Origin of the sequence: Synechococcus sp. LTW-R (genome assembly GCF_014217875.1) — a bacterium.
GTDB lineage: Bacteria > Cyanobacteriota > Cyanobacteriia > PCC-6307 > Cyanobiaceae > Vulcanococcus.
In genome coordinates, this window is record NZ_CP059060.1 from 928,662 (window position 1) to 952,599 (window position 23,938).

41 protein-coding genes are annotated in these 23,938 nt (G+C 63.8%); 20 read left to right on the forward strand and 21 right to left on the reverse strand.

Annotation, left to right across the window (positions count from 1 at the left end):
• Positions 1–2: 2 nt before the first annotated feature.
• The gene (locus H0O22_RS13420; RefSeq protein WP_370521485.1) at positions 3–398 is read right to left on the reverse strand and encodes a DUF2811 domain-containing protein; all 396 of its coding nucleotides are present in this window, start codon (positions 396–398) and stop codon (positions 3–5) included.
• 368 nt (positions 399–766) lie between these two features.
• Positions 767–1,909, reverse strand: coding sequence for a sirohydrochlorin chelatase (locus tag H0O22_RS05270; protein ID WP_185187924.1), 1,143 nt, complete (start codon positions 1,907–1,909; stop codon positions 767–769).
• A 61-nt stretch (positions 1,910–1,970) separates the two neighbouring features.
• Here H0O22_RS05270 and H0O22_RS05275 point away from each other — a divergent pair, with 61 nt between their 5' ends.
• Positions 1,971–2,645 (forward strand): hypothetical protein, encoded by a 675-nt coding sequence (locus H0O22_RS05275; protein WP_185187925.1) that lies wholly within the window; start codon positions 1,971–1,973, stop codon positions 2,643–2,645.
• 80 nt (positions 2,646–2,725) lie between these two features.
• Here H0O22_RS05275 and H0O22_RS05280 read toward each other — a convergent pair whose 3' ends face one another.
• The 5 genes from H0O22_RS05280 to H0O22_RS05300 all read right to left on the reverse strand — a co-directional run bounded on the left by H0O22_RS05280 (position 2,726) and on the right by H0O22_RS05300 (position 6,390).
• Positions 2,726–2,869 carry a chlorophyll a/b-binding protein gene (locus H0O22_RS05280; protein ID WP_185187926.1) on the reverse strand — a complete coding sequence of 48 codons (144 nt, stop codon included), beginning with the start codon at positions 2,867–2,869 and terminating at the stop codon, positions 2,726–2,728.
• A gap of 99 nt (positions 2,870–2,968) precedes the next feature.
• Positions 2,969–5,179 carry a cation:dicarboxylate symporter family transporter gene (locus H0O22_RS05285; protein WP_255439495.1) on the reverse strand — a complete coding sequence of 737 codons (2,211 nt, stop codon included), beginning with the start codon at positions 5,177–5,179 and terminating at the stop codon, positions 2,969–2,971.
• 64 nt (positions 5,180–5,243) lie between these two features.
• Positions 5,244–5,477: a hypothetical protein gene (locus H0O22_RS05290; protein WP_185187927.1), complete on the reverse strand. Its 234-nt coding sequence runs from the start codon at positions 5,475–5,477 to the stop codon at positions 5,244–5,246.
• Between the two features lie 438 nt (positions 5,478–5,915).
• Positions 5,916–6,161 (reverse strand): DUF1651 domain-containing protein, encoded by a 246-nt coding sequence (locus tag H0O22_RS05295; RefSeq protein WP_185187928.1) that lies wholly within the window; start codon positions 6,159–6,161, stop codon positions 5,916–5,918.
• Positions 6,162–6,195: 34 nt separating this feature from the next.
• Entirely contained in the window at positions 6,196–6,390 is a 195-nt protein-coding gene (locus tag H0O22_RS05300; protein ID WP_185187929.1) for a hypothetical protein, read from the reverse strand.
• 90 nt (positions 6,391–6,480) lie between these two features.
• Between H0O22_RS05300 and H0O22_RS05305 the strand changes: the two genes are divergently transcribed.
• Genes H0O22_RS05305 through H0O22_RS05315 form a run of 3 tightly spaced genes read left to right on the forward strand, consistent with a single transcriptional unit; the run spans position 6,481 to position 7,983 of the window.
• Entirely contained in the window at positions 6,481–7,473 is a 993-nt protein-coding gene (locus H0O22_RS05305) for a lysozyme (protein ID WP_185187930.1), read from the forward strand.
• Positions 7,470–7,655, forward strand: a complete 186-nt coding sequence (locus tag H0O22_RS05310; protein WP_185187931.1) for a hypothetical protein — start codon at positions 7,470–7,472, stop codon at positions 7,653–7,655. Before H0O22_RS05305 ends, H0O22_RS05310 begins: the two co-directional genes overlap by 4 nt.
• A gap of 55 nt (positions 7,656–7,710) precedes the next feature.
• On the forward strand, positions 7,711–7,983 hold the full coding sequence (locus H0O22_RS05315; RefSeq protein ID WP_185187932.1) for a hypothetical protein: 273 nt from the start codon (positions 7,711–7,713) through the stop codon (positions 7,981–7,983).
• Here the strand turns inward: H0O22_RS05315 and H0O22_RS05320 are convergent, their stop codons facing one another.
• Together H0O22_RS05320 and H0O22_RS05325 are read right to left on the reverse strand one after the other, a co-directional pair.
• Positions 7,984–8,187, reverse strand: coding sequence for a hypothetical protein (locus H0O22_RS05320; RefSeq protein WP_255439498.1), 204 nt, complete (start codon positions 8,185–8,187; stop codon positions 7,984–7,986).
• A 31-nt stretch (positions 8,188–8,218) separates the two neighbouring features.
• Positions 8,219–8,482, reverse strand: coding sequence for a hypothetical protein (locus tag H0O22_RS05325; protein WP_185187933.1), 264 nt, complete (start codon positions 8,480–8,482; stop codon positions 8,219–8,221).
• A 586-nt stretch (positions 8,483–9,068) separates the two neighbouring features.
• On the opposite strand from H0O22_RS05325, the gene H0O22_RS05330 reads away from it, so the two are divergent.
• Complete coding sequence (locus H0O22_RS05330; RefSeq protein WP_185187934.1) at positions 9,069–9,302, forward strand: hypothetical protein; 234 nt, start codon at positions 9,069–9,071, stop codon at positions 9,300–9,302.
• A 36-nt stretch (positions 9,303–9,338) separates the two neighbouring features.
• Complete coding sequence (locus H0O22_RS05335; protein WP_370521486.1) at positions 9,339–9,599, forward strand: hypothetical protein; 261 nt, start codon at positions 9,339–9,341, stop codon at positions 9,597–9,599.
• Between the two features lie 8 nt (positions 9,600–9,607).
• Here the strand turns inward: H0O22_RS05335 and H0O22_RS05340 are convergent, their stop codons facing one another.
• The gene (locus H0O22_RS05340) at positions 9,608–10,126 is read right to left on the reverse strand and encodes a hypothetical protein (RefSeq protein WP_185187935.1); all 519 of its coding nucleotides are present in this window, start codon (positions 10,124–10,126) and stop codon (positions 9,608–9,610) included.
• 45 nt (positions 10,127–10,171) lie between these two features.
• Here H0O22_RS05340 and H0O22_RS05345 point away from each other — a divergent pair, with 45 nt between their 5' ends.
• The gene (locus H0O22_RS05345; RefSeq protein WP_185187936.1) at positions 10,172–10,603 is read left to right on the forward strand and encodes a secondary thiamine-phosphate synthase enzyme YjbQ; all 432 of its coding nucleotides are present in this window, start codon (positions 10,172–10,174) and stop codon (positions 10,601–10,603) included.
• Positions 10,604–10,629: 26 nt separating this feature from the next.
• Positions 10,630–10,926, forward strand: coding sequence for a hypothetical protein (locus H0O22_RS05350; RefSeq protein ID WP_185187937.1), 297 nt, complete (start codon positions 10,630–10,632; stop codon positions 10,924–10,926).
• Between the two features lie 33 nt (positions 10,927–10,959).
• Here H0O22_RS05350 and H0O22_RS05355 read toward each other — a convergent pair whose 3' ends face one another.
• The 3 genes from H0O22_RS05355 to H0O22_RS05365 form a co-directional block, all read right to left on the reverse strand.
• Positions 10,960–11,298 carry a phenylpyruvate tautomerase MIF-related protein gene (locus H0O22_RS05355; RefSeq protein ID WP_185187938.1) on the reverse strand — a complete coding sequence of 113 codons (339 nt, stop codon included), beginning with the start codon at positions 11,296–11,298 and terminating at the stop codon, positions 10,960–10,962.
• Positions 11,299–11,318: 20 nt separating this feature from the next.
• The gene (locus H0O22_RS05360; protein ID WP_255439500.1) at positions 11,319–11,666 is read right to left on the reverse strand and encodes a hypothetical protein; all 348 of its coding nucleotides are present in this window, start codon (positions 11,664–11,666) and stop codon (positions 11,319–11,321) included.
• A gap of 88 nt (positions 11,667–11,754) precedes the next feature.
• Positions 11,755–12,414: a L,D-transpeptidase gene (locus H0O22_RS05365; protein ID WP_185187940.1), complete on the reverse strand. Its 660-nt coding sequence runs from the start codon at positions 12,412–12,414 to the stop codon at positions 11,755–11,757.
• A gap of 112 nt (positions 12,415–12,526) precedes the next feature.
• Between H0O22_RS05365 and H0O22_RS05370 the strand changes: the two genes are divergently transcribed.
• Genes H0O22_RS05370 through H0O22_RS05380 form a run of 3 tightly spaced genes read left to right on the forward strand, consistent with a single transcriptional unit; the run spans position 12,527 to position 13,454 of the window.
• Positions 12,527–12,826 (forward strand): hypothetical protein, encoded by a 300-nt coding sequence (locus tag H0O22_RS05370; protein ID WP_185187941.1) that lies wholly within the window; start codon positions 12,527–12,529, stop codon positions 12,824–12,826.
• Positions 12,827–12,831: 5 nt separating this feature from the next.
• Positions 12,832–12,978, forward strand: coding sequence for a hypothetical protein (locus H0O22_RS05375; RefSeq protein ID WP_185187942.1), 147 nt, complete (start codon positions 12,832–12,834; stop codon positions 12,976–12,978).
• Between the two features lie 32 nt (positions 12,979–13,010).
• Complete coding sequence (locus tag H0O22_RS05380; RefSeq protein ID WP_185187943.1) at positions 13,011–13,454, forward strand: hypothetical protein; 444 nt, start codon at positions 13,011–13,013, stop codon at positions 13,452–13,454.
• Between the two features lie 158 nt (positions 13,455–13,612).
• Here the strand turns inward: H0O22_RS05380 and H0O22_RS05385 are convergent, their stop codons facing one another.
• A complete protein-coding gene (locus H0O22_RS05385) occupies positions 13,613–13,801 on the reverse strand; it encodes a hypothetical protein (protein ID WP_185187944.1) in 189 nt (62 codons plus the stop codon).
• A 338-nt stretch (positions 13,802–14,139) separates the two neighbouring features.
• Between H0O22_RS05385 and H0O22_RS05390 the strand changes: the two genes are divergently transcribed.
• Positions 14,140–14,346, forward strand: coding sequence for a hypothetical protein (locus tag H0O22_RS05390; RefSeq protein WP_185187945.1), 207 nt, complete (start codon positions 14,140–14,142; stop codon positions 14,344–14,346).
• Between the two features lie 813 nt (positions 14,347–15,159).
• Here H0O22_RS05390 and H0O22_RS05395 read toward each other — a convergent pair.
• From H0O22_RS05395 to H0O22_RS05405, 3 genes are all read right to left on the reverse strand, one after another.
• Complete coding sequence (locus H0O22_RS05395; RefSeq protein ID WP_185187946.1) at positions 15,160–15,336, reverse strand: hypothetical protein; 177 nt, start codon at positions 15,334–15,336, stop codon at positions 15,160–15,162.
• 59 nt (positions 15,337–15,395) lie between these two features.
• Complete coding sequence (locus H0O22_RS05400; RefSeq protein WP_185187947.1) at positions 15,396–15,671, reverse strand: hypothetical protein; 276 nt, start codon at positions 15,669–15,671, stop codon at positions 15,396–15,398.
• A 61-nt stretch (positions 15,672–15,732) separates the two neighbouring features.
• Positions 15,733–15,888, reverse strand: a complete 156-nt coding sequence (locus H0O22_RS05405; RefSeq protein ID WP_185187948.1) for a hypothetical protein — start codon at positions 15,886–15,888, stop codon at positions 15,733–15,735.
• A 442-nt stretch (positions 15,889–16,330) separates the two neighbouring features.
• Between H0O22_RS05405 and H0O22_RS05410 the strand changes: the two genes are divergently transcribed.
• Complete coding sequence (locus tag H0O22_RS05410; RefSeq protein WP_185187949.1) at positions 16,331–16,837, forward strand: MliC family protein; 507 nt, start codon at positions 16,331–16,333, stop codon at positions 16,835–16,837.
• A complete protein-coding gene (locus H0O22_RS05415; protein WP_185187950.1) occupies positions 16,828–18,216 on the forward strand; it encodes a glycosyl hydrolase family 57 in 1,389 nt (462 codons plus the stop codon). The genes H0O22_RS05410 and H0O22_RS05415 overlap by 10 nt, the downstream gene beginning before the upstream one ends.
• On the opposite strand, the gene H0O22_RS05420 is transcribed toward H0O22_RS05415, so the two are convergent.
• Complete coding sequence (locus H0O22_RS05420) at positions 18,213–18,368, reverse strand: hypothetical protein (protein ID WP_185187951.1); 156 nt, start codon at positions 18,366–18,368, stop codon at positions 18,213–18,215. The two genes, H0O22_RS05415 and H0O22_RS05420, sit on opposite strands and share 4 nt — an antisense overlap.
• A 60-nt stretch (positions 18,369–18,428) precedes the next feature.
• On the opposite strand from H0O22_RS05420, the gene H0O22_RS05425 reads away from it, so the two are divergent.
• Positions 18,429–19,037 carry a sigma factor gene (locus tag H0O22_RS05425; protein WP_185187952.1) on the forward strand — a complete coding sequence of 203 codons (609 nt, stop codon included), beginning with the start codon at positions 18,429–18,431 and terminating at the stop codon, positions 19,035–19,037.
• A gap of 67 nt (positions 19,038–19,104) precedes the next feature.
• Positions 19,105–19,800 carry a response regulator transcription factor gene (locus tag H0O22_RS05430; protein WP_185187953.1) on the forward strand — a complete coding sequence of 232 codons (696 nt, stop codon included), beginning with the start codon at positions 19,105–19,107 and terminating at the stop codon, positions 19,798–19,800.
• Here H0O22_RS05430 and H0O22_RS05435 read toward each other — a convergent pair.
• Positions 19,685–20,335, reverse strand: coding sequence for a hypothetical protein (locus H0O22_RS05435; protein WP_185187954.1), 651 nt, complete (start codon positions 20,333–20,335; stop codon positions 19,685–19,687). The two genes, H0O22_RS05430 and H0O22_RS05435, sit on opposite strands and share 116 nt — an antisense overlap.
• Between H0O22_RS05435 and H0O22_RS05440 the strand changes: the two genes are divergently transcribed.
• Positions 20,334–20,750, forward strand: coding sequence for a sigma factor (locus tag H0O22_RS05440; protein WP_185187955.1), 417 nt, complete (start codon positions 20,334–20,336; stop codon positions 20,748–20,750). The genes H0O22_RS05435 and H0O22_RS05440 overlap by 2 nt on opposite strands.
• 10 nt (positions 20,751–20,760) lie before the next feature.
• Positions 20,761–21,072 (forward strand): hypothetical protein, encoded by a 312-nt coding sequence (locus H0O22_RS05445; protein ID WP_185187956.1) that lies wholly within the window; start codon positions 20,761–20,763, stop codon positions 21,070–21,072.
• Here H0O22_RS05445 and H0O22_RS05450 read toward each other — a convergent pair.
• Together H0O22_RS05450 and H0O22_RS05455 are read right to left on the reverse strand one after the other, a co-directional pair.
• Complete coding sequence (locus H0O22_RS05450) at positions 21,069–21,326, reverse strand: hypothetical protein (protein ID WP_185187957.1); 258 nt, start codon at positions 21,324–21,326, stop codon at positions 21,069–21,071. The two genes, H0O22_RS05445 and H0O22_RS05450, sit on opposite strands and share 4 nt — an antisense overlap.
• Before the next feature lie 3 nt (positions 21,327–21,329).
• The gene (locus tag H0O22_RS05455) at positions 21,330–22,469 is read right to left on the reverse strand and encodes a fatty acid desaturase (protein ID WP_255439501.1); all 1,140 of its coding nucleotides are present in this window, start codon (positions 22,467–22,469) and stop codon (positions 21,330–21,332) included.
• 84 nt (positions 22,470–22,553) lie between these two features.
• Between H0O22_RS05455 and H0O22_RS05460 the strand changes: the two genes are divergently transcribed.
• Together H0O22_RS05460 and H0O22_RS05465 are read left to right on the forward strand one after the other, a co-directional pair.
• On the forward strand, positions 22,554–23,219 hold the full coding sequence (locus H0O22_RS05460) for a hypothetical protein (protein WP_185187959.1): 666 nt from the start codon (positions 22,554–22,556) through the stop codon (positions 23,217–23,219).
• Complete coding sequence (locus H0O22_RS05465) at positions 23,219–23,791, forward strand: PAP/fibrillin family protein (protein ID WP_185187960.1); 573 nt, start codon at positions 23,219–23,221, stop codon at positions 23,789–23,791. Before H0O22_RS05460 ends, H0O22_RS05465 begins: the two co-directional genes overlap by 1 nt.
• The last annotated feature ends 147 nt before the right edge of the window (positions 23,792–23,938 follow it).

Here is a 23,938-nt window from a genome sequence, read left to right on the forward strand (position 1 = left end):
GCTCAGGACTCAGCAGCGCTGACGAAGAGACCGTTCAGGTAGTGCTGGGTGACGGACTGGTCGCTGCAGCCGTTCTGGAAGAGGAAGCCGGCCAGTGCCGAGGTGATCACCCGGTATTGATCCCAGTCGGGGCGATTGCTCAAGAAGGCCTTCATGCCATCGAAGAGGGCTTCAGGCACCTCAGCCTCCAGGCTGATCCGGGGGGCCCCCTGGGGCTGCTCTGACTCCGGTTCGAGCTCGGGCTCGGGCTCGGGCTGTTTCAGGCAACGGCTCAGGTGAGCTCGCTCAAGGTCGTCACCAAACAAGGGGTGACCGGACGCCTTTCGCTCGGGCTTGTGGTGCGCATCAACGGCCTGCAGGCCTTCAACACCCTGATGATCCAAGCGGCTGCGCTCCAACAATTCACTCCTGCGACGTTGCCCATCAATCCACACAGCGACAGCCCCCGTCAAAGCGTGTTGCAAAGCCAACAACGACGCCCGAGACACACTGAGACTGCAGTCACAGCCAAGGGTCTCGAGCTGATTCCCAGGCCGCTCAACCCGTCGGCTAATCAGGTCCACAGAGCTGTCAAGCGCGCAGTGAACGAAACCACGCATTCCCCAGGATTGGCACTACCGCAAGCAAGCAGGTCGCGCAAGCTGTGGAAAACGCAATTTTTTCCTGGGGAAAAGCCCGGATACCTGGGGAAAGCAAAAAACGATCAGCAGGGCTTATGCAGGCCAGTCTCGTGGGACGCGCTTGGATTCGAGACGGCTGAGCGGGCTTAATCCGAGGGGTTTTCTTCCGATTTCGGACGCGGCTTGTAAAGGGTCTTCGGACCCAGGGGGTGCTCCGCGTGGGGATAGGGGGTGTGGGTGTGGGTGTGCCCGTGATCGTGGCTGTGATCGTGGGAATGGTCGTGGTCGTGATGGTGGTGATGCCCCAGGGGGATGGGGATGCCGTCGGGTTGGCAGGCACCGGTGCACTCGAGCTCACAGAGGGTGCAGCCCTCAATCAGCCCCTCGACATGGTGGTGGTGGCTCTGCTGCGGGGCACCCACCTCGGTCTCAAACCCGAGCACCTGGGCGCGGTACTTACAGAGCGAGCAGTTCATCTGGGTCTCGCCGCGCACGACCTCCTCGACCCGCTCTTTGAAGGTGTCGATCACCAAGGGGTGATCCCCTAAATACGAGGCATCCACGAACTCCACCTCGGGGTGGTCGGCCGCCACCAGCTGGGTGTGCTGGCGGATGCGGCTCACCAGCACCCCGGAGAAGAGGAAATAGGGGAAGACGATCACCCGCTTGAAGCCCAGGCGCACCACGTGGCGCAGGCCGGGCTCCACCAGGGGGAAGGTGACCCCCGAGTAGACGGTCTCGCCCCAGCCAAAGCCAAAGCCCTCGACCAGCATCCGCGTCACCTTGGAGACGTTGGAGTTGGCATCGGGGTCCGAGGAGCCGCGGCCGACCACCACCAGCAGGGTCTCCGCCAGGGGCACCTCGGCCTGGGCGTTGACCCCATCAAGGGCTTCGCGGATCCGGGCGCCGGCGGCCTGGATCATCTTGAGATCCACCCCCAGCTCCCGGCCGTAATCAATGCGGAGGCCGGTCTCAGCCGCGTAGCTATTGAGAACAGAGGGAATGTCGTTCTTGGCGTGCCCCGCGGCAAAGAGCATTCCGGGCACCGCCAGGACGCGCTTGACCCCTTGGGCCCGCAGGCTGTCAAGCCCGTCCCGCAGGATCGGGCGGGCAAATTCCAGATAGCCGTATTCAACCGGAACGTCCGGCAGCTGGCGGCGCAGCCCCTCGGCCAATTGGGCGAATTCGGTGACGGCCTGTTTGTTGCGGCTGCCGTGGCCGCAGATCATGACCCCGATCGGACCACCGTCGACCGCCTGAAGATCCAGTTGCTGCGTGGGGTCTGTCATGGGAAGGCCTGCCTGCCTTGACCCTATCGGCCTAGGGTGACCCAAAGCCAAGCGTCAAAGCGTGCAGACGAGCGAGAACCACCGGTCCGGCGAGCTGAAGGAACTGGGCTGGAGCCCCGAAGACTGCCGTAAATACGAAGAGCTCTGGGAATACCGCCACCGTTGGGGCGCCATCAACCTCGAGCGCGAGGACCGGATCTTCCTGCGCAAGGCCGAAGCCGCCCTGCCGAAGATCGTCACCGGCAAGGCCGAGAAGAAGAAGCTCCAGGACAAGTCCTATTACCGCTGGCTCGCCTTCTACCGCGATGCCATGGCGACAAGCGATAGCGCCGCTGGCCTGGGTGAGAGCGAAGTGGCCGCCTGGCCGATCCTCCTGCAGGAAGAGCTGCGGGCCATCGATTACTACCAGCCGGTCCTGGGTCTGCCTGACACCCTGAAGGCCAAGGAACTGATCGCCGTTCGCGAGCAGCTCGCCGGCAAGGCGGCCGCCGCGGGCCGCGTCGCCCAGTTCGGCTTCGTGGATGTCCTCGAAGAGCTCAAGCGCAACGAGAAGACCAGCTGGAAACCCCTGCGCGGGGATGGCAACAGCGAGACCAGCTATCCGGTGCTGCCCGCCGATGCCGCTGAGTCCTTCCGACAGGAAGCCCGCTCAACCCTGACGTCGGCCATCCGCGAGCTGTTCCCGTCCTTGAAGGAGAGCGACAAGGAACCCCCGGCTGCCGACTGGCAGCCCTGAGCGGGCGCTCCACGCTCCAGACAGTAAAAAGCCCCCGGCGCTGAACGCCGGGGGCTTTGTTGTGCCGATGGCTGCGGCGATCAGCCGAGGCCGATTTGGGTCAGGATGCCCTGGCCGGTCAGCAGTTCGGTGGCCAGGCCGATCACGAAGCCCATCATGGCCAGGCGGCCATTCCAGGTCTCAGCGAAGTTGACGAAGCCGAAACGGGTGTTGGAGTCAGCCATTGGAGGCGTCGTTACGAAACGTGTGGAGACTGTAAAGCCTTGTGAAGCTGGTTGGGTGTGACCGGGGCGACGGTTTCCCGTGCTTGGCAAGCGGCCGACTCAATCTTTGTTTTTACGTAGCTCGACCCCTTCCACCCAATGGCGATACACGGTCTGCCGGGTGCCATCCATGTCCTGGAAGCGCAACCAGGAATTCCAGACGCCGGCTAAGGCCGCGCTGTCCCAGGGCAGCTGCCGCGCCGCCGGCAGGCTCTTGAGCGGCTGGGGCACCAGCAAGGTCAGGTTGGGTTGCAGCACATTCCAGGAGGCCCCCTGCTGCGCGGTGACCAAAACCGCATCGAGCCGTCCCGCCTGAAGTGCCTTCAGCAGTTCAGCGGTGCCCTGGTCACTGATGAATTTGGCCTGGGGCAACCAACCACTCACCAGCCGCAGCAGGAAGGGGGCGTCAAAGCCCAGGCCCACCCGCAGGCCCTTGACCTCCACGAGGTCGCTCCATTCGCGCTTGCTGCTCAGGGCTTGGCCGCGGATGAGCAGGGCCACGCCATAGGTCAGGTGTGAGTTGGTGTAGCGGGTGCGGGCCGCCTGCATTGGCGCCATCACATCACTAGAGAGCTTCATGTCGCAGTAGCCCCGCTCCAGGGCCTCAACACCATCGGGGCGGGGGTCGTTCTCTTTGCCGATGCGATTGATCAAGACGAAGCTGGGCTTGAGCTTCATCTGCTTGGCGAAAAGCAGTCCCATCTCGACATCGGCTCCCACCAAGGCGCCATCGGCGTTGCGATAGGCCATCGGGTAGTCCTGCTCATGGACGCAGTAGCGGATCGCGTTGGCTCGGCGAATCGCCTGCCAGTTGCCCGGCTGATTCACCGCTCTCCAGCCCGGCACCACTGGCGCAGGGCCCTTGGCCAGGGCAAAGTCCTGGTGCATCAGCTGATCGCGATCGCTGTTGCCTGGTTTGGGCAGCAGCTGAAAGCCGGCGCGGCTCAAGAGCACAAAACCAGGAAAAACCGCCAGGGCGGTGGCCGCCGGCACGAGACGGGCGAAACGCTTGGGGAAGCCCTCGAGCGAGACCCACGTGCCGATGATCACCAAGGCGATCACGCTCATGCAGGCGAGGAGCGTGCCGAGGCGGGCCACCGCCAATTGGTCGATGGCGATGTAGAGCTGCACCAGATCGCTGGGTAGCCCCATGCGATCGAGCAGAAAGGTCATCGCCAAGATCCCCTCCAAAAAGGAGCTGGCCAGACCCGTGATCAAAAAGCCCGGCATCTCCTGGAGGCTGATGCCGTTGCCGGTCAGCCAGCCTGCGAAGGGCACAAAGGCCAACGACAGCAGTCGGCCCATGTCCGGAAAGACCAGGGCGAGCGGCGCGAGCACCTCTACGGGCAGATCCACCTGATCCTTGAGCTCCTGCTCACTCACCCCAGGAGCAACGTGGGCGGCGCGGGCGTCGTAGAGGAGCTTTTTGGAGAGCTCCACCAACAGGGGCAACACCACGAGCATGTTCGCGGTGGCAAAGGCAATCGTGAGCGGGGTGCGGAAGCTGCGCAGCAGTTGGCGCACGGGGATCGGTGTCACCCCCGCGATCACCAGGGGCAAGAACAAACCCGTCAGCAAGAGCGCGATGCCCCCCTGGAGCACGACATAGACCGCCAGGCGCGGCAACTGGGAACTCTCGATCGAGGCCGTCGCCGTCCCCAGGATCGCGAAGACCCCCAGCGGGGTGAAACGGGCCACAAAGGCTGAGATGCCGAGCAGGGCCTCGGCGATCCGGTCAAAGACGTCGATCAACGGTTGACGTCTCGGGACCGCAATCAGGGCGATCCCGAGGGCCAAGGAAAAGAGCACGACCGCCGGGATCTGGGTCTCGGCGAAGGCCGCGAAGGGATTCACCGGGATGAAGAGTTCGGTGAGATCCAGGGGCTTCGGGGCCTGGAGCAAGCTCGGCTTGAAGAAGGAGGCGTCATGCCAGCTGGGGAAGCCCAAGGGCACCAGCAGCACCGCCAGCAGCACCACCAACCAAAAACAGAGCAGCACCAGGGCCGAGCGGCCGAGCAGGCGACTGGCCTGCCCGAGCTGCAGGCGCCCCACACCGGCGATCAAGGAAATGCTCAAAAAGGGCAAGACCGGCATCTGGAAGAGCCGAATGAAGCCATCGCCTAAGTCGCTCAACGGCGCCAAGGCCGTAGCGGGCAGCAAGCGGCCCACCAGGATTCCGGCCACGAGGCCCTCGAGGATCTGAACGGCGAGGTTCTGCCGCAGAAACCAGCGCAACGGAGCGAGCCATGCGGCCCGTCGATTGATCCCCACCACAAGCCCAAGCCGTGCCCTGTTTGCAGGATGCGCAGGGTCCTGGCGATCGCCAACCTCTTCGTTATGGAGCCGGTTTGGCCTGACTGCCCAAGGCCAACCCCGCGAGCACACTCAGCCCGTGGTTAACCGCCGCATCAATGCGGCCATTGGGCCGTTTGCATGGCTCGAGGGGAATCGAGCGATGCAACTGCACCCAGGTCAAGGCCGTGCAATTGAAGAGATCAAAGGCCAGGGCAAAGCCCTGGAAGCCCAAGATCCCAGCGGAGATCCAAACGACTAAACGACGAGAGTCCATCGGTGTTCCGTGACTGAACACCGGAGGGTTCCGGGCCTAGAGGTCAGCCAGCACCAAACCCATGGCCGCCAGGCCAAAGACCAACAGGGACACGAGGCGGATCAATCCCATGGCTTCCGTCTACAGGTGAATCAGCAGCTTCCTAGATGCGCGTCGATGGCGCATCGGTACTTCGGCTCATCGCACTGACGAGCAGACCTGAGCCATGACAAAGGGGCACAGGGAGAACAAAGCCGGACTGGTGACCGGCTTTTTTCATGGCCCATCCCCAGGGGGTGTCAGTCACATCTCCGCACACCTGCATCTGGCGCAGAGCCGCCTAAGCGGGATATTTGTTTCGTGTGAGGAGTGAGGAACTCCATCCGGAGTCGAAACGAGGACAGACGCCCGGATCGTTCCTGACCCCTAGCCCCGCCTTCCGGCGGGGCTTTTTCTTGCCTAGGGCTCGGCGTAGACACCCCAGGCCGGCCGGGTCTTGAGCCAGCCTTGGGCCATCAGCCCTTCCCAGAGCACACGGGCATCGGCGCGGCGCAGGTGATAGCGCTCCTTGAGCAGCGGCAGATGATCGGGCATGGCTTTGCCCGTGTCCACAAACACCCAGGTCTCGCGCCCCCAGGTGCGCTGGTCCTTGTGGAACCGCACCTGCCAACCGGCCCTGGGATCCTTCAGCCAGGCCTCCTCCATCACCGCACCGCATCCGCAGTACAGGTGTACTAGGTTAGCTGGTCTTTGGCAAGTTTCCCGTCATCAGCCGAGCGAAGCGTTGCCGCAACCGCTGGCGAAAGGAAGGCCGCCCCACCGCCTGGGCATCAAGGCAGGTCGAGCAGAGAACCTGCCCTTGGACGCGGCGGTAGTGCTGGGTGGAACGCTCGATGAAGGTTCCGCACCCCCGGCAGGGAAAGATCGGGCTCATCGCTCCATGATCCAGGGCGCCCTGGGGCCCCGTCTGCAACATCGATAGCCATCGGGGCGGAACCCTTCAGGGTCTTTTCACCCCTTCGCCATGGAGATCAGCGCGGCCGGATTGGATCTGCTCAAACGCTTCGAGGGCTGCCGGCTGGAGGCCTACCCCGATCCCGGCAGCGGCGACGCACCCTGGACGATTGGCTATGGCCACACCGGAGCGGAGGTCGTCCCCGACCTGGTGATCACGCAGGCGCAGGCCGAAGCATGGCTGCGGGCGGACCTGGCCCACAGCCAGCGCGCCCTCGAGACCCTGCTGGAGGACGTGCCCCTGACCCAAGGGCAATGGGAGGCAATGCTGAGCTTCTGCTTCAACGTCGGTGCGGGGGCCCTGGGGCGATCGACGCTCCGCCGGCGGTTGCTCGCTGGGGAGTCCGCCGCGCGGGTGATCCGCGAGGAACTGCCCCGCTGGATTCATCCCCTGCCAGGCTTGATCGAGCGCCGAGCGGCCGAGATCCGACACGCAGAACGCCTGACTCCGACGGTCCTGGCGGTGCCCTACTGCTGCCAGAACAACAGCGCCCCGGCCCATAGCCCGCGGATGTGCTTCAGCTCGAGCTGCGCCATGGCCGTGGAATTCCTGCGGCCGGGCAGCTTCAGGGCCGGCGGCCAGATCGACGACCAATACCTCGCGATCGTGCAGCGCTATGGCGAGAGCACGGAGGCCTCCGCCCAACTCCAGGCGATTGAGACCTGCGGACTGACGGCCGAGTTCCGCCAAGACGGAACCATCGACGACCTCATTGCTCAACTGGAGCACGGCATCCCAGCCCCGGTCGGCTGGCTGCACCAGGGGCCGGTCGAAGAACCCACGGGTGTCGGGCACTGGAGTGTCGCCATTGGTTGGGATCCAAGCGAGTGGACTGTCTTGATGCATGACCCGAACGGGGAACCCGATCTGGTCGGCGGTGGCTATGTCACAACCACCATCGGCAGCGGAAAAGCCCAGCGCTATTCGGAGCGCAACTGGGGACGGCGCTGGATGGTGGAGGGGCCCGGCAGCGGCTGGTGGATGGCCTTCAGCCAGCCATGAACTGCGATTTCTGTCAGCAAGCCGGGGAGCTCCAGTACAGGATTCGAACGCAAGCCGACACCAATTGGCGCTTCGCCTGCCCGAGCTGTTGGCAACGCCAAAGCCAAGAGCCCGGCTACCAATACGGCGGCACCCGCAAGGCCAACCGGCGGGAGCGGGACAAGCGCAAACGGCGCGGTTGAAGCGGACCAGCCATTCCTCAGCAGACTGGAGCGGTTCCACGAAGGACTTTTGGCGATGGGTACGTCCGGCAACCAACGCGATGTGCGCGAGATGGTCAACGCCCATCTCTTCCCGGTGCTTGGACTGGTCGGCACCGTCTGCGCCGTCTCCGCCGCGATCTCCCTGGCCTCCATCGGCGGTCAGGCCGCCCGCTGGAATCGCTGCTACGACACCAGCGTGACCTACCTGCTGGAGAGCCGTCCGCAGCTCAAGCAGCACGCCAACGCCATCGCAGCGAATTTCTGCAATGGCGGCGCCCCCGTCAGCAAAAAATCCGGCGCCTCCTGACTAACGCTGGCCGTCTGGGCCCTCGTAGGTGAATTCCATCAGGATCGCCGAGAAGAGATTCTTCAACTTCTGAAGCTGCTCCTGCTCCCTTGGATCAGGAGCACCGGCCCAACGTTCGAGATGGAAGCTGACCGACTTCTGCAGCAGTCGAGCCGTATTGATATCGATCGACAGGTCAATCGTTTGGTCGTTCTCTGCTTCCACTGGTCACCGGGAATCAGGTCGTCAACGTTGCTCAGCCCTTGGTCGATTGAGCCTTGAGGGTTTCAAGAAAGGCCGCGGGCCCACTGGCCACAGGGGGCAGTTCCATCTTGGCCTCGCGTCCTTCCATGGCGGCCTTAAGGGACTCGATCATCATCGTGTTCCCAGAGTTCTCCACGGCCTTAAGAGCTGCCTTCAGACGCGCTTCCCGGGAGGCGCCGGCATCAGCGGAGACCACAGGGGCGGCGGCCCGGACGCTCTCGAGCTGCTTGGCCAGGTTCTCCCAAAGCAATCCCACGGTTCATCGCTCAATTGGGGCCAACCTCCCACGGGAGTTCAACCCTCTGGATGACTGTTTAAGGAAACGATGCAGCGCGACCCAGACAAGACGGAGGCCGCCCCTTCCGGATGGAAGAGACGGCCTAACGCGCTCGTTCATGCATGGGGAGCACCCGTTTCGTAAGGGAACGAAAGAGGGGGCGGAGCTGCTGAGGGAGGTCACCTGGGGCCAGGTGTCCAGGTGTGGAGCAGGGGTGACTCCTTGGGGCACCTGTGGCGGTGCAGATGGAGTGCCGACAGCTCAAACGCTCACGTTTGTTTGATCTGACGGCCCGCTCACGGTTTGAGAAGACTGTTGGAGCAGGCGCCTTCAGTCAGCTCGCTCCTGACATCTGGTTGGGTGGAGTGTCGGCCATCAGAGGCGTCTCCGATCTCGATGGCCATAGCGTCGGGCGGACCGAGGGGGAAGGCAATCGGGCTTAATGCCCATTGCCCCGGAGACCAAATCATCCAAGAGTGGTCAGTTGGCGTCGCCGTGGGTCGGCTATCCGCGTCGCACCGGCCGGGCTGGTCTCCATAGCGTTGAGGGCCATCCAGGCAAGCCAATGGCCGACGAGAACGCCACGAACACCCAGTGCGGCGGCAAGAAGAAAGCGATGCTGGCCTACGGGATCGTTCAGATCTCCGCCACCGTCGTCTCCGCGATCTCCCTGGCGGCGATTGCCGTGGGCCTCTGCTCGATCAAGCAAGAGAGCAAAGCCTTTAACGGTTGCGTTGAAGAGATCGTCAGCAGCGGCAAGAGCACCGCAGAGGCCGTTCGCTACTGCAACGGCGGCTGAGAACTCGCGCTCAGAAGCCCCCCGCAGCAGCATGGGGTGAGTGACGCTCCAACGATGCTGATCAATCCGTTCTGCCCCATCACGGGAGCCAAGATCCTCGGCTTGAAGGCAACGGTGGTTCTGCTGCTCACCCTGCTGATCAAGGCCAAGATCCGGATCACGGCCTTCTCCGCCCTCGGCACGCTCCTCTTGCTGCTGCAGACCCTGGTCTTCCTGGCGGTCAGCGGTGGCTTGACCCTGGTCGCGGCCGGTGCGGCCGTTTACGCCAACCAGCAGCGCAAAGCTGTGGCGGCCTGACGACGGCTCTAGCTGCGGTAGGCGTCGATAAAACTGGCGCGCACCGCAGCGACCAACGTCTCAGGAACGGCTAGGCCGGTGCCCTGCAGGTACTGATCAAGGGCAGGCCCCAGCTCATCCTGCAGGGCCAGGCACTGGGCCGCCGAGAGAGCCAGGGCTTGTTGATAGAGCTCCTGGTTCGTCTTGCCGAGATGGAACAAACGGCAGCCCTCATCGATGACCGCCGTCAGTTGCGGATCCCTCAGGCAGTCGCTCTCGCTGCCGGCATAGGGAAGGCTGCGGTTGCGAATCACAGCGCGCACCAGAGCAAAGGAGCGCTGAGCCAATTCCGGGCCGACCCGATCCTCAGCCTCCCGCCGCTCCTTGATCTGAATCAAGGCATTCACCAATTCCGCGGCTTTAAAGAGCGCCAGACAGCGGCGCTGCTGCTCCGAGAGTGCATCGAGCTGGGCGAGGTAATCCGCGACCGCAGTCAGAAACGCCTCGTCTTTCTCGGCGAGGGCTGGGCAGGACCGCCAACGCTCCATCGCCCCTTCCACAGCTCATGCTGACCGTAGCCAGAGGGTGCCGTGATGACCGTTGAACGCCTGCAGATCCCCACGCAACACCCCTTTCAGTGCATCGCCCTCACCGAGGCGGTGACGCGCTTCATCGCCCAGCAAGGCACCCAGGACGGAACGGTGCTGATCAGCGGGCAGCACACGACGACGGCCGTGATCGTCAACGAGATGGAGGAGCGCTTGATCTGGGACCTGGAGGCCTGGCTCGCGGAGATCGCCCCAGCCCAGCGTCCCTGGAAACACAACGACCTCGAGCTTCGGCCGAACATCCCGGCCGATGAGCCGCGCAATGCCCACGCCCACCCGCAGGGACTGCTGCTGGGCAACCAGGTGATGGTCGCGGTCCAAGACGGCAAGCCCGTGCTGGGCACCTATCAAGACGTGATCCTGGTGGAACTGGACGGACCGCGTCAGCGAACGGTGGCTCTGCAGTGGATTGCCTAGGGTCTGCGCCCCAACGTCATCCCGTCATGCCCAGCCGCGAACAAATCCTGGCCGCCTCCGCTGGCTGGGTGGCGGTGCTCTTGAACGTGGTACCGGGCCTGGGGGCGGGCTACCTCTACCAGCGCCGGTGGAAGGCCTACTGGATCACCTCGGCCCTGGCCACCGCCTGGTTCGTCGCCGGAGCCGTGCTCGGTCAGGACACCGAACCCGCCGCCGAAGCCCAGAACCAACTGGTGGGTCTGATCGGCCTGCTGCTGCTGGCCGGGGGCACCGCCACCGAAGCCGGCCTCGCGGTCAAGAAGGTGCGGGCGGCGTTGGACTGATCCGCGTTAGCTGGGTTCGATCAACGCAACGCACTAGCCAAAGGTGTTGCCATTCCAGCCCCAGCTGCTCGCCTTGACGTCTTCAAAGGCCACGTAGATCCGCTTGGCGGGGATGCCGGTGCGCGCCTCGATCAGCTCACAGAAGGCGGCGGTCATCGCGGGGGGCTTGAGGGCACCGATGGACTTGATCTCGATGTAGGCGCACGGCTCGGTGCTGCCCGCGAAGGTCATCGGCACCGCGGTCTCGAGCAGCGTCATCACATAGGACTCCGGCTTACCGGTCTGCTGGGCCAAGGCCGCGGAGAGTTCCTGGAGCAGCCCAGCGGCATCGGCCACCTCAGGCAACGACGTGCGGACGTTGATCAGGGGCATCGCAGCTCAGGGGCACTGCCTCAAATGTGCCACGACGATTTGGAGCGGCACCAGCGCCAGCTCTCGGCATTGATCAACAATCCGAGGAGCAACATCACCGCCATCAACAGCACCTGATCCGAGCGGGAATCAAGAATCAGGATGTCGACGAGGAAATGGGCAACGTTGGTGAGGGTGTAGACCACGCTCAGGCCGAACTGAAAACAACGCCAGCGCCGCCAGCCGGGTGCACTGGATGCATAGCTCGTCAGGACATAGGCCCCAAGCGGAACGAGGAAGTAGACCAACATCGCCCTGAACACCAGAGGCAGACGTTCAGGGGCGACATGGCTCTCGATCTCCGGGGAGAGGCCATGAAACAGAGGCATCAATCCCAGATCGGTGTGAAACAGCAGGCAAAGGAACCAGGCTGTCCAAAGGCTGCGCAAGCGCTGTGAGTGATCGATAGGCAGCGGCCTAAGGGGTGCAGGGTCCATCGGTCTTCACCTCGACTTCATCACCGAGCTGCACCGAGGTGAGCATCACCTTCAAGGTGGGCTCCGCGACGTTCAGGCAACCGCCGGTGACCTGCTCACCGATCCGCTTCTCGTTATTACTGCCGTGGATCGCGAAGCTGTACCAGCGAAATTTGCCGTCGTAGGTGTTGAAGGCAAAGGGCTGCTTGACGCTGTCGATCGGCTCCAGGCTGATGTAGCCAATCCCGTATTCAGCGACCTCGCCATCGCCTTTGAAGTCGATGGAATTCATGTTCTTGAAGAGGGTCTCCTCAAGCTCGGCCTTGCTCTTGCCGGATTGGGCGATCAGCTTGGGATCCATCTCAAAGCGGTCCTTGCTCAGGATCGCGTTCACCTTGAAGCGGCCGAGGGGGGTATAGCCCTCTTCAAAGCGGGTCTTGGCGCAGGTCACACCCAGGCGCCCGAAGCCCACCTGAAAGGTCGTGCGCTCATCGCCGCGCACCATCACCCCCTTGCTCTTGGCGGGGATGGCCTGGTCGATCTCGATCGTGATCGGAGCGGTGACCCGCGGTGCGCCCGTGGCCGTGGTCTTGGGGGAGCCACCGCAACCGCTTAAGGCGAGAGCCAGGGCGATCCCGGCCAGCGAGGTGAGACGTCGCATCCGGGAGCCAGAGCACTGCCTCCATGTTGGCGAGGGCGCCTGGATTTGCATCCAAAAAACCCTGGACGGCCGGCGCTCCGGGATTCACCATGAAGGCAGGCACCTTGACGCGATGGACGACGCACTGCTGGCCCTAGTGGAGGATCTGGGATCGGGGAATGTGCTCGATGCCGAAACCCTGGAGGGCTGCACGGTCGAGCCCCATGAGCTCGATGAGATGGATGAGGACCAGGCGGCGATCGTCGCGGCCCATGTCTTCGAGCAGCTCTTTGACCACGACGTCTCCCAACAGCACGGCGAATCCGCCGACCCCGATGGAGGGGTCTGGAGCGGCACGGTGGATTCCTTCAAGTTCACGATCGAGCGCGATGACCTCGGCGATCTGGTGTTGAACTTCAGCGGCGGGGACTGAGGGCCATGGCCCAAGCCACCTGGGCGGTGAAGCTGATCGACAAAGGGCGGACCCTGCAGGTGCACGTGCAGGCCCACACCCAAGCCGAAGCGCGGACCATCGCTGAACATCAGTACCCGGGCTACAAGGCCATGAGTGCCCAGCGGGCCTAGATCAAGATGCTTCAGATGCGCACGGGCCTGTGATGAACACCCCCGCCCCCGACTGGATCCCGGATGCCGTGAAAGGCACCTACCCGGGCTGGGTGCAGCGCAAGGCGGTGACGCTGGCCAAGCGCGATCAGAAACGCGGTGGCGTGGGCAACGTGCAGCAGTACCGCCTGGCAATCCATGAGGCGGTGCTGGCCTCAGAGGGCCGCGACCACTGGACCGGGGAAGGACTCGCCTGGGAGCTGATCGGCACCTACGACAACCGAGACCCCGCCACGGGCAAAGGCGAAAGCAAAAAGCGCTACGCGATGCTCCCCACCATTGATCAGCGCAGCAACCAAGGAGAGGCCGACTTCGTGATCTGCGCCTGGCGCACCAATGACGCCAAGCACGACATGACGCCCCAGGAGCTGTTGCAGTTCTGCTCTGCTGTGATCAAACACAGCCCCGATTGGATGGGCTCAGGCACACCGGAATAAGGCGGTGCCGCTCAAACACGCTTGGCCAGATGAGAACCACGGTTGCTCCAAGGAGTCGCTCCGAGTGATCGAGAGATCCATGGGACGTTCTGGCTCTTTCCCCGGCGTTGCTCATCATTGAGGCGGGGCTTGGGTGCCAATGGCCCAAGTCAAGCGCTTCAGCCACGAGAAGGGTGCTTCTCAATCTGCTCAAGCACTGCTCCATCAAGATCAACAAGGCGATAGATCCGACCCGTGACCCGTGCCTTCGCCAGTGCGGTCAAGTAGGCCTTGAAATGATTGCGTTTACTGCCTTCAAGGTGCCAAGACTCTTCATTTGGAGCTCGGCTCTGGATCACAACAGCCATGACAGTGCAGAACGTTGGTGACTGAACCAACTCTCACTTCGCTCAATGATTTGACCAACAATTAGTGGATTCACTTTGGGATCAACCCGTCCCATTCGCTCTCTCAGACAGCACGAGATGCGCTTTTGAACGCAAGGCGCTCAGTGAGAAGCCAATCAACATCACGGTGACGCGTCACGCGCGACTGGAGAAAGCAAGCTCCAGCGCTAGCAGTAGCGGCCGCTACCGAGCGAGCCCCTTTTAGTCCCCCACCTGTGGCGTGATCCCAAGGAGTTTCTGTCGTTTTCACCCAACTAGCTCGCAATGGCCGACCTTGTGGCCCCACCTCAGAGACAGCCGTGTTCATCATCGAAAGACTCACCAGCAAGGGCTGGAGGCAAACCGAGGAACATCCAGACCACGACCTTGCTCACCTCCACGCAAGGCTGAAGAACTTTGCAGACGGATCGACCTACAGGGTCATTGACCCGGACATGACCATGGTGTGCCTGTTTTCAGGCGGAGCGACGGAGTGCTGGGCCATGGATCAGGCCACCGTTGCCTAATCGTGCCCAAAGACAGTGCAACGGCTTATGCGCCAATCACCCTCTCTCCGCTGACGAGATCCTGGTAGCTCACTTCAGTCGTGCCGGATTGAACTGAAACCGTCTTCGGACCAAGGCGGTAATAGCGCTTGGCTTGAGCCGACCAAAGATCGTCGTGAGATGGATCAGAGTGAATGCTGGGTTTGAGGCGTGGGATGTGCATACATCACGAACTGGAGGGTATAGAACACAGATGCCAATGAGATTGTCGTGCCATTTGTTCTCGGATTGAGAGGAACAACGGTTCGATATTCAAACGCTCAGTCGAGCCGATGCCCGTCAAGGCTCATCACAGCAGCCCTAACAAGGGGGACGGCCCTTACAAGAAGATCCTGAAAAACGTATCGCTCTAACGGGAGGGATACGTCACGAAGGAAGGATGGTCTCAGCTATCGCGTTATCCGGTTGAGGAGCTGGATCGTTGCGGACCAGCACTCAACGTTCTCTTGTGTTCAACTCAACCCTATCACCGGATCAAGCGCCACCTGCAGGCCACTGATGCGAGCAGAGAACCGTTAGGGCCAATCGAGCGGTAAGGCCCCGCCCCACCGGCAACTGTGCTCAACACAGTTGTGCCGGCCTCGATGCACTCCATCGTGCCAAAGGCTTCACCAGAAGACCTGGAGCCATCGTCTTGCCAATAAAAAACCGCCGGTACTCCTACCGGCGGTGGAACATCCCGTACCCATGGCTTGCGTTCCACAAGTTCTGGCTACGGCACCAACCTAAGGACGATGACGTGTTCGTCAGAAGGCCTTAGCAGTTCTTAGGAACCTATTGAGGAGAGTCAAGCGCAAGCTTGCGCTTGAGGTCCTCGTTCTCGTCCTCCAACTCCTGAATGCGTGCTTTGAGTTGATCCACCTCGGACGCTTTTGCACTCAAGGTTGTGATCGTGGCGTGATACGTCGAGGGAATCTCCTGAATCCAGGAATCCAGATCGCTGTGTTGCATGGTTCAACGCCCTTGCTGGTCGCAAGCTACTGCTGCCATCGGCTCCCAGCCAGAGCCTCTTAAACCGCGCTGGCCACCAACTGATGGCGGCTGCTCACCAACTCACCGATGCACTTCACCGGCAGCAGCTTGGAGTGACCACCGCTGTACCAAAGCTCCACCAGAGCTGAAGATTTGATCTCGGGGTTAGCCCCAGCCAGCAACCAGAGCTCGTCATGCAGCACCTGGGTCTGATCCGGCGTTCCCACGTACCAAGGGGCCTCCGGGTCAGCCGAAAGCTCTTCGTGGAGAAGCAAGAGCGCCTCCAGAACGTCAGCAGCCAATTCAGGCGTCATGCATCCATCCAGGCACAGCACCTAGCCCTGAATCAAGCAGCAGAAGTACCGAGCGCTGGCTTCAGCGCCGCGGCATGCCCTCAGCGGGATTGAGGTTGCGCTGCAACTCCGCCGGATGGCAATGGGGCTGACGCATCACCTCCTCACGCCAGCTCCAAACCGCCTGCTGCACAGCAGGGCGGACGTATTGAGAGCTAGGGCTGGACGTCGATTGCATGGCCAATAGACGGGGGGGGGGGATGTCTCCAGGGTTGGGAGACCAACAGAAGTGAACTGTCCGCTCTGAACACCTTCAAAGGAATAGGTATTGATGCGCGCTCCCGTCAGGAAGAGACGCATTCGCGAAGCAATTTCCCCATCAGTAGCAACGGAAACCAGATTCTGTGAACTGGGTTCAGATTGAACAAACACCAAGGTCCTACGCAGGAGAAATTGCACTCACCCAACACATCTCCCAACCATGGAAATCCTTGCCGTCATCGCCATCGTCAGTGCAGCCTTCGGCGGTGCCGCTGCCATGACTAAGAACTGAGCTTCAACACGCAGAGGAAACCTGAACCCCCGGGCCTCACCCGGGGGTTTTTCTTTGTCCGGTTGATTTGTGGGCAGAACCGCCAGGCCTCTGCACAGTTGGACGGCAAGCCCATACCGCAGGAGCCATGCCCCGCTCGCGCTTGATCCTGCTGGCGCTCCTCGGCCTGGGGCCTGTGCTCCCCGCCCGGGCCGACAGCACCCTCGCCTACTGCCAGCTCAGCCGCCATGACCACACCATTGCGGTGGAGTCCGGCCCCTGTCAGTTCTCCCAACGCCACGGCAACGTCAACGTCCTGATGGGCCAGCGCTGGGCCTTTCGCTTCCCGGCCGATCAGCAGGGGCAGAGCTATCAACGCAGCGCCAGCGCCCAGGGCCTGCGCTTCAACCGCGAGGGCGACTACACCTTGAGCGTCTTCTGGCGCAAAGCGCTGCAGTGCCGCGGCAGCAAGGACGCCATTTCGGTGGCCTATACGCCAAGCGGCGCTGATCTCGCCGTCGGCGATCAACACGTCGCGCTCGAGCGCGCCCGCTCCGCCAGCGGCGCCCGCTACACCGCCCGCGGTGTGGAGCTCTGGCAACACCAGGGCTCCACACGGATCGACTGGTTCGGGACGGTCCTGCAATGCCGATAACCCCCCACCTCTGCGGCCGCGAAACCGAGATCCGCTCCGCCATGGCCGCCGGCGGCCCCTACTGGTCTGGGCAGTCGCCGTTGCAGCTCGATCAGCTGCGCTCGGGGTTTGCCTGCGCGCTGCACATGCATCAGCCGACGATCCCGGCCGGCCCCGATGGAGCGCTGATCTCCCACCTGCAGTACATGCTGGAGCACCCCGGCGAGGGGGATAACCACAACGCCGAGCCCTTCGCGCAGTGCTACCGGCGCCTGGCTGATCTGATCCCACAGCTCATCGAGCAGGGCTGCAGCCCGCGGATCATGCTCGACATCTCCGGCAATCTGCTCTGGGGGGCCGAGCAGATGGGCCGCCGCGACATCACCGAGGCCTGGCGTTACCTGGCCTGTGATCCCCAGATGCAACGGCACGTCGAGTGGCTCGGCACCTTCTGGGGCCACGCCGTCGCCCCCTCGACGCCGATCCCGGATCTCCGGCTGCAGATCGAAGCCTGGCAGCACCAGTTCGCCGCGGCCTTCGGCCTGGAGGCCCTGCAGCGGGTGCGCGGTTTCTCCCTGCCGGAGATGGCCCTGCCCAATCACCCCGACACCCTCTTTGCTCTGGTGGAGGCCCTGCAGCAGACCGGCTACCGCTGGCTTCTGCTCCAGGAGCACAGCGTCGAGACCCTCAGCGGCGAACCCCTGAGCGAGGCCCAGAAGTACGTCCCAAATCGCCTCATCGCCCGCAACGGACGGGGGGAGCGCCGCGAGATCACCGCCTTGATCAAGACCCAGGGCTCCGACACCAAGTTGGTCGGCCAGATGCAGCCCTATTACGAGGCGATCAACCGCGATCGGCTCCCCTTGGGAGCGATCAGCGTGCCGTCCCTCGTCTCCCAGATCGCCGATGGCGAAAACGGCGGCGTAATGATGAACGAATTCCCGGAGGCCTTCATCCAGGCCCACCAACGCTGCGCCAACCAAGCCGGCACCGCCGCCATCAACGGCAGCGAATACCTCGAGCTCCTGGGCGACACCGCTGACCTCCCCGCCATTCAGGCCGCCGGTCAGCAGCAACTCCTCGATGGACTCGACGAATACTGGAGCAGCGAGGAGCTCCAAGCGCGAATCGACGCCGGCTGCAACGTCGAAGGGGCCTCCTGGACCAACGACCTCAGTTGGGTGAAGGGCTACGAGAGCGTCCTTGAACCGATGGCCCAACTCAGCGCCGCTTTCCACCGGCGCTATCCCACACCCCAAAGCCGCGACCCCGACTACCAGGAGGCGCTGCTGCACCTTCTGCTGCTTGAGACCAGCTGCTTTCGCTACTGGGGCCAGGGCACCTGGACGGAGTACGCCCAGGCGATTCACCGCCGCGGCCGGGCGCTGCTGGAGCGCTAAAGCCAGAGCGCCCCGATCAACAGCCCCATCAAGAAACCAACGCCCCAGGCCAGCCAGGCCCCTTGGTATTCGCTCTTGAGCCCAAGCTTTCTCTTGAGCCAGACATAGGAGCGCTCATCGGCCCGCAGCAACTGGCGAAAGGGATTGTCCATACCCGAGCTGTAGCTACGGAGAAACCAGTGGGAACACTCCAGCTAGCGAAGGGAGCGGGCATGCATCCATCCGTGCGCGACTGGCTGAGGCTGAGCCGCCTGCACCTGCCCCTGCCGGAGCGCAGCGTGCTGGAGTTGGCCCGCCTGATTCAACGCTGGCAGCACCATCCCGGTGGCCCAGGTCAAGCGCCGCGGGCCATTCGCAAACGGGGCCAACGCGCCCGCGATCAGCTGGTCCGCCACAACCTCGCCCTGGTGGCCTTCAGCTGGAGACAACACCACAGCCAGCTCAGCGCGGATGATGCCGCCACGACCGATGCCCTGCAGGAAGGGGCACTCAATTTGCTGCGGGCTGCGGAGAAATTTGATCCGGCCCGGGGCTATCGCTTCTCCACCTACGCCAGCTTCTGGATCCACCGCGGATTACGGCGTTCTTGCGAGCGCGATCGCCGCAACATTGCCTTCCCCCGTGATCAAGCAGCCCTGGTGCTCAAGGCCCAACGGCTCAACGAAGAAGTCCTGCGGTACATGGGAAGACAGCCCAGTCTGCGCTGGCTGGCCGCCCAGCTGAGCACGGCCAAGAGGGTGATTCAGCCGGAGCACTTAGAAGCCCTCCTGCGCAGCTGGCATGACACCCAGACCTGCGCAATTGGGGCTTTCGCTTCTTAAGTCAAAACCAAAGAATCGACCTCGTCTCAGGCTCCGCCGCTAAAGAGCGGATGGCAAACCAGGGGCCGTGAATCCTGAGGACCTCCGCCAACAGATCCATCAGCTGCAGCGGGCCGTGGCCGAACTGCAGCAGGACTGGTGCATTGCGGTCTGCTCTGCCGATGAACGCCTGATTGGGATCGTCTCGCTCCTCCTCGAGGACTGCGATTGGGCGGCACGGTCCATCGCTGAACTGCTCGCCCTGCCGCTACCTCAGCAGCAAAAACTGCTGCTGATTTGTGATGACGAGCTCGCCGATGGCGGAGCCCTGGAGTTAATCGAACGCCTACCCGGCGCGACCGTCCTGGTCTGCCTGGATGCGGCGATTCCCCAGGAGCGACTCGCTCAGCTCTGGCGCAGTGGCGCCGACGGCCTCTGCTGCCGCCAACACTGCGGCGAAGGCCGCCTGCTCCAGGCGGTGCTGATGCTGATGCGCGGCCTGCAGTCCCTCGATCCCCTGCTGGGGGAGCGGCTACGGGAGCAACCGGCGCGGCTGATCCCCCTGCAGCACAGCGAGCAGCACCTGCTGGAGCTGCTCGCCCGCGGCTTCAACAGCCGGGAGATCGCCGCGCTCGAACAACGGCGCAGCGACACCATCCGCCGTCAACTCAGTGCGCTCTACCGCAAAGTCGGCGTGCGCGATCAACGCGCCTTGCTCGCCTGGGGGCTCGGCCAGGGCCTCGTGCGCCCCCGCGACCTGGCTTGCCGCACACCAGATCACTGAGCCGCGGGGACTCCAGCAGCGGCAGCAGATCCAGCAAGCGGAACTGATCACTCCGGCTAGGGAGCCACCCCGTGAGGGCGTCGCGATCGCCTAGCGGCACCGGACGGGGCAGGGGCAACAGCCGCCCGAGCATCGGCAGCCAGAGCTCTCCACACCAGGGCTCAAACCAGCGGATCTCGGCGAGTGCGGTGATCGCCTCCGCCGCTGGAGCCAGCGCCGCCAAATAGAAGAGCGAGGGCAGCTTCTCGGCGGGCAAGGGCAAAGGCAGCCACATCCCCCGCTCACAGGCGATGGCCATCACCTGGTGGTGGTGGGCGGTCAACAGCAATTGGGTGGCCATGGGTTTCGGGCGTTCTGGAGCGGTTCTGGCCGCTGCCCCTGCCCCGGCGCTGCCCACAGCCGTGGCCGGTTGCTGCACAGCTGTGGCCCGCGAACCAACGCCACTGGAGTCTTTACGCCTCGAACGGCTCCTTTCTTTCGCCGTTCTTTGGCCTTGACCGGCGCGGGTAGCCTCCCGCACCTGTTTGAACGCCATGCCAACGCGCCTCAGCTCTGAGCAACGCCGTTTTGCCTGCCAGCACCTGGGCCTAGCCCATCAACAAGCCCAGCGCTACGCCCGCCGCTGGGGCATGCCGCTGGAGGACTTGCTCAGCCCGGCCTACGAGGGTCTCTGCAAAGGAGCCGCCCAGTTCGATCCCCGCAGGGGCTACCGCCCCTCTAGCTACCTGGTCAGCAAGGTCAAAGGGGAACTGCTGCACCACCTGCGCGACACCGGCTTCGCCGTGCGCATCAGCCACCGCTACCGCGAGCTCTGGGTCAAGGCGCGCCGCTGGCTGGAACTGGACCTCAGCGATGCGGAGATCGCCATCCGCCTAGGGGTTCCCCTGGCCCAATGGCTCGATTGCCGCCAGGCCTGCGGCTTGCGCCCCGGAACCCTTGAGGGCCTTTGAAAAACGAACCTTGCGACTTCAAGACCTCACCCAACTGCTGGGTGGACTGCTGCCCCTCTTCAGCCAGCGGCGCCTAGCCCCCAGTCCCCGGCGCCGCTCCTTTGAGCAGGGGGACTGGCTCGCCGAGCTCGAGCTGCTGCAACTGGCCCAAGAGCTCAAAGCCCTCGCCGATCAACGGGGCGGCTTTGAAGCCGAGCTCTTCGATCTGATGGTCTCCATCGCCGATGTGCTCGAGCTCGACCACGGCTGGCCCCGCAGCCAATCCAACCAATGGCTGATGCGGATGGGGCTCTGGGAGGAGGACCTCCCTTCAGAGGCTTAGAGCCCTTCGCAGTGCTGCACTGCTTTCAAGTCGATGAGCTTGCCTGGCCCCTGCTGCCCCTCGAGGTTGCTGGTGCTGCGCAGGCTCACCTGGGCATCGATGCAGCGGTTGTAGCGGTGGGTCTTCACCGCCTGGGGGATCTGCAGCAGCGCCAGGGCCAGCAGGCTGAAGCTGGCGATCGCCCCCAGCACCGGGTAGGTGTGTGCCCGCACCATCTCGCGGGCACTGAGCTGCTGTCCGTTGTGATCAGCCATGGTTCAGAAGTAGAAGGCCCCATCCAGCGGCGATTGCCGCACCGCCTTGCAACGCGTCGCCACACGCCAGAGGGCCTTGTGGATCGGCGTGGGGTCGTAGCGCACCAGCTCGGGGTAGCGCTGCCGCAGCAGGGCCGTCCCGCGCCAGGCGTTGTAGTGGGGGATGGCCGAGTTCACGTGGTGGCAGACGTGGGTTGAGCCAATGCCGTGGTGCAGCAGGTTGATCAGCGGGCCGTAGGGACGGTCCACGGTCTGCAGCGCCCCCTTCACCCAGGTCCAGCGCTGGGAGTCGTAGTGCGGGATCTCCACATCGGTGTGCTGCAGCCAGGTGTAGATGACCAGCCAGCCATTCACCACCAGATAAGGAAGGCCGTAGACCGCCAGCACCCGCAGTGGCGAGAACTGAATCGCCGCCAGGACAAGGGCCGCCAGCACCACCACCAGGCCAATGTTGGAGCGAACCATCCAGCGGCGGAAGGCGCGGGGGAAGAGGGGACGCTGCAGGGGAACGCCGGGCTTCGGCATCCGGAAGTGGGAGACCGAACGGCCATAGGCCTCACCGCCAGTGACACCGAGCAGCAGGTAGAGCGGCCAGCCGATCACGAGGTGATTGAACAAGGCCACGAGGCCCGCCAGGGGGCGACCGAGCTTGTGGACCAGTCCCTCGGTGAATTGCCCCATGGGCGAGCTCGCCCGCGGGGGCACATGGGTCTGCCCCCGCTCCAGCTCGTTGCAGTAGGCGTGGTGGACCGCATGGCTGCGGGCCCAGCAGTAGTAGGGAACTAGCAGCAGGCTGTGCAGCACGAAGCCCACCACCCCCTCAACCCGGCGGTTGGGATGGAAAGCGTTGTGGCCGCACTCATGGGCCAGGACCCAACAACCCATGGCCACCGTGCCGGTGACCACCCCGTAGAGAAGCCAGAGCGGCAGGGCCGCCCAGCTCAGGGGAATCAGGGTCCCCAGGCCATAGGCGAAGAGGGAGAGACCCAAGGAGAGGGCGAGGCTGCCCCAGGACTTGAGCGGGTCATGGCGCAGGAGCTCCTCGGGCAGGGCGCCAAGCAGCTCGGCCTTGCTGGGGAAGTCCTGATCGGCGGTGCTGATCGGCCGCAGGGAGGGAGACGAAACGGCCGCGGTCAAAGGCACCACCGGGTCAAACAGGACACAACGCTTTTCAGATTTGCTTAAGAATCTATGAAGTGGCCCTCTGGCCTCGCCAGAATCAGCTCCATGGCCCATCCCTTGGTGTTTCGGATCGCCCCGCTGGCCCAGCTGCCCGAGGGGGAGACCAGCTGGACGGCGCTCCGTGCCCTGCAGGGTCCGAGCACAGGCTTTTCCCTGCGCCTCTTCAGCGCCGCTGAAACCGAGACCAGCGACCTTGCCGGGCTGCCCTGGGACGGCCAGCTGGACCCCGGCAGCGGCAGCGCCATGCGCCGCTTGATCTGCGATGCAGTCGTCCCGCACTTTGATCCCCAGGCCAACGCCATCGGCGTCTATCAGCGCGGCCCTGATCCCGAGGTGCTCCGCTGCGTGGATCGCTTCCCGCTGCAGGAGGCGGTGAACGAGACCTGCTGGTTCTATCCCACCCACGACGGCCGCTTCCTGAGCTGGGAGCGGCAGGAAGCCCTGAGCCTCGAACCCGGGGTGGTCGCCAGCGAAGCCGAAGCCGCCTTGCCCGAGAGCTATGAGCGCAGCCAGCTCGCCCTGCTCTGGAGCCTGCTCGCCGATGACGAGAGCCTGACCTGCGTCGGCCTCACCTACGGCGGCCAACGGATTGAGTGGGACCAGCGCCTGGGGCAGCCGGCCCCCGAGGCCCGCTGGAGCCTCTTCAGCGTCGACACCGAGGCCGAGGTGAGCCTGACGGTCAACGCCCGCCAAGCGGTCCAGGCATCCTGATGGGCAAGACCAGCCCCCCGGAGCGGCGGGAACTCCTCACGCTGCTGCGGCAACAGCCTCGGGGCCGGGCCAACCAAGAGCGCGAGCAGGTCGAAACTCTGATCCAGGCCATCGAGCGCAACCAACCGGCGGACCTCTCTGACCCCACCACCCAGGAGCTGCTGGAGGGGGTCTGGGAGTTGCGCTGGAGCAGCAGCAAACAGCCCTACCTCACGGTTGCCCCTTGGCTGGAGAACCTCCAGGGCCTGGCCCCCTCCCAGGGCAAGGGCGTGAATCTGCTACGCCTACCCGGCCCCCTGGGGGCCGTGGCGGGGATCGCCGTGGAAGCCGAACTCGCCCTCGATCCCGACCGAGCCCAGCGGGTGCAGGTGCGCTTTCGCCGCGGCGGCTGGGTGGGGCCCAGCCTGGGGGGCCGGCGGTTGCAATGGCTCCAGAGCGTCCAGCAGTCGTTCCCGGCCTGGCTGGACATCACCGTCGTGGACCGGGAGCTGCGGATCTGCCGCGGCAATGCCGGCACCCTCTTCGCGCTGCTGCGGCGACCGGAACTCGAGATCGATCAGCTGATCGGCTAAAGCCGTCTCACGGCGGTCTCAAAAGACCCTTTACACTTCGTAAAGAGGTTTCTCGAGGCGGGCTGCGGCTCGCTTTTTTTGTGCTCTGTGCCTTTCGTAGCCAAGGCCGGACCTCCGCTCCTGTAGAGCGGGTACAGGTGAATTTGG

What these genes read in the sequence shown, in the direction of transcription:
- H0O22_RS05270 (WP_185187924.1), bottom strand. Translation starts at nt 1,909, where the DNA reads ATGACAGACCCCACGCAGCAACTGGATCTTCAGGCGGTCGACGGTGGT.
- H0O22_RS05280 (WP_185187926.1), bottom strand. Translation starts at nt 2,869, where the DNA reads ATGGCTGACTCCAACACCCGTTTCGGCTTCGTCAACTTCGCTGAGACC.
- H0O22_RS05290 (WP_185187927.1), bottom strand. Translation starts at nt 5,477, where the DNA reads ATGGACTCTCGTCGTTTAGTCGTTTGGATCTCCGCTGGGATCTTGGGC.
- H0O22_RS05295 (WP_185187928.1), bottom strand. Translation starts at nt 6,161, where the DNA reads ATGGAGGAGGCCTGGCTGAAGGATCCCAGGGCCGGTTGGCAGGTGCGG.
- H0O22_RS05300 (WP_185187929.1), bottom strand. Translation starts at nt 6,390, where the DNA reads ATGAGCCCGATCTTTCCCTGCCGGGGGTGCGGAACCTTCATCGAGCGT.
- H0O22_RS05305 (WP_185187930.1), top strand. Translation starts at nt 6,481, where the DNA reads ATGGAGATCAGCGCGGCCGGATTGGATCTGCTCAAACGCTTCGAGGGC.
- H0O22_RS05310 (WP_185187931.1), top strand. Translation starts at nt 7,470, where the DNA reads ATGAACTGCGATTTCTGTCAGCAAGCCGGGGAGCTCCAGTACAGGATT.
- H0O22_RS05315 (WP_185187932.1), top strand. Translation starts at nt 7,711, where the DNA reads ATGGGTACGTCCGGCAACCAACGCGATGTGCGCGAGATGGTCAACGCC.
- H0O22_RS05330 (WP_185187934.1), top strand. Translation starts at nt 9,069, where the DNA reads ATGGCCGACGAGAACGCCACGAACACCCAGTGCGGCGGCAAGAAGAAA.
- H0O22_RS05340 (WP_185187935.1), bottom strand. Translation starts at nt 10,126, where the DNA reads ATGGAGCGTTGGCGGTCCTGCCCAGCCCTCGCCGAGAAAGACGAGGCG.
- H0O22_RS05345 (WP_185187936.1), top strand. Translation starts at nt 10,172, where the DNA reads ATGACCGTTGAACGCCTGCAGATCCCCACGCAACACCCCTTTCAGTGC.
- H0O22_RS05350 (WP_185187937.1), top strand. Translation starts at nt 10,630, where the DNA reads ATGCCCAGCCGCGAACAAATCCTGGCCGCCTCCGCTGGCTGGGTGGCG.
- H0O22_RS05355 (WP_185187938.1), bottom strand. Translation starts at nt 11,298, where the DNA reads ATGCCCCTGATCAACGTCCGCACGTCGTTGCCTGAGGTGGCCGATGCC.
- H0O22_RS05360 (WP_255439500.1), bottom strand. Translation starts at nt 11,666, where the DNA reads ATGCCTCTGTTTCATGGCCTCTCCCCGGAGATCGAGAGCCATGTCGCC.
- H0O22_RS05365 (WP_185187940.1), bottom strand. Translation starts at nt 12,414, where the DNA reads ATGCGACGTCTCACCTCGCTGGCCGGGATCGCCCTGGCTCTCGCCTTA.
- H0O22_RS05370 (WP_185187941.1), top strand. Translation starts at nt 12,527, where the DNA reads ATGGACGACGCACTGCTGGCCCTAGTGGAGGATCTGGGATCGGGGAAT.
- H0O22_RS05375 (WP_185187942.1), top strand. Translation starts at nt 12,832, where the DNA reads ATGGCCCAAGCCACCTGGGCGGTGAAGCTGATCGACAAAGGGCGGACC.
- H0O22_RS05380 (WP_185187943.1), top strand. Translation starts at nt 13,011, where the DNA reads ATGAACACCCCCGCCCCCGACTGGATCCCGGATGCCGTGAAAGGCACC.
- H0O22_RS05385 (WP_185187944.1), bottom strand. Translation starts at nt 13,801, where the DNA reads ATGGCTGTTGTGATCCAGAGCCGAGCTCCAAATGAAGAGTCTTGGCAC.
- H0O22_RS05395 (WP_185187946.1), bottom strand. Translation starts at nt 15,336, where the DNA reads ATGCAACACAGCGATCTGGATTCCTGGATTCAGGAGATTCCCTCGACG.
- H0O22_RS05400 (WP_185187947.1), bottom strand. Translation starts at nt 15,671, where the DNA reads ATGACGCCTGAATTGGCTGCTGACGTTCTGGAGGCGCTCTTGCTTCTC.
- H0O22_RS05405 (WP_185187948.1), bottom strand. Translation starts at nt 15,888, where the DNA reads ATGCAATCGACGTCCAGCCCTAGCTCTCAATACGTCCGCCCTGCTGTG.
- H0O22_RS05410 (WP_185187949.1), top strand. Translation starts at nt 16,331, where the DNA reads ATGCCCCGCTCGCGCTTGATCCTGCTGGCGCTCCTCGGCCTGGGGCCT.
- H0O22_RS05415 (WP_185187950.1), top strand. Translation starts at nt 16,828, where the DNA reads ATGCCGATAACCCCCCACCTCTGCGGCCGCGAAACCGAGATCCGCTCC.
- H0O22_RS05420 (WP_185187951.1), bottom strand. Translation starts at nt 18,368, where the DNA reads ATGGACAATCCCTTTCGCCAGTTGCTGCGGGCCGATGAGCGCTCCTAT.
- H0O22_RS05425 (WP_185187952.1), top strand. Translation starts at nt 18,429, where the DNA reads ATGCATCCATCCGTGCGCGACTGGCTGAGGCTGAGCCGCCTGCACCTG.
- H0O22_RS05440 (WP_185187955.1), top strand. Translation starts at nt 20,334, where the DNA reads ATGCCAACGCGCCTCAGCTCTGAGCAACGCCGTTTTGCCTGCCAGCAC.
- H0O22_RS05435 (WP_185187954.1), bottom strand. Translation starts at nt 20,335, where the DNA reads ATGGCGTTCAAACAGGTGCGGGAGGCTACCCGCGCCGGTCAAGGCCAA.
- H0O22_RS05450 (WP_185187957.1), bottom strand. Translation starts at nt 21,326, where the DNA reads ATGGCTGATCACAACGGACAGCAGCTCAGTGCCCGCGAGATGGTGCGG.
- H0O22_RS05460 (WP_185187959.1), top strand. Translation starts at nt 22,554, where the DNA reads ATGGCCCATCCCTTGGTGTTTCGGATCGCCCCGCTGGCCCAGCTGCCC.
- H0O22_RS05465 (WP_185187960.1), top strand. Translation starts at nt 23,219, where the DNA reads ATGGGCAAGACCAGCCCCCCGGAGCGGCGGGAACTCCTCACGCTGCTG.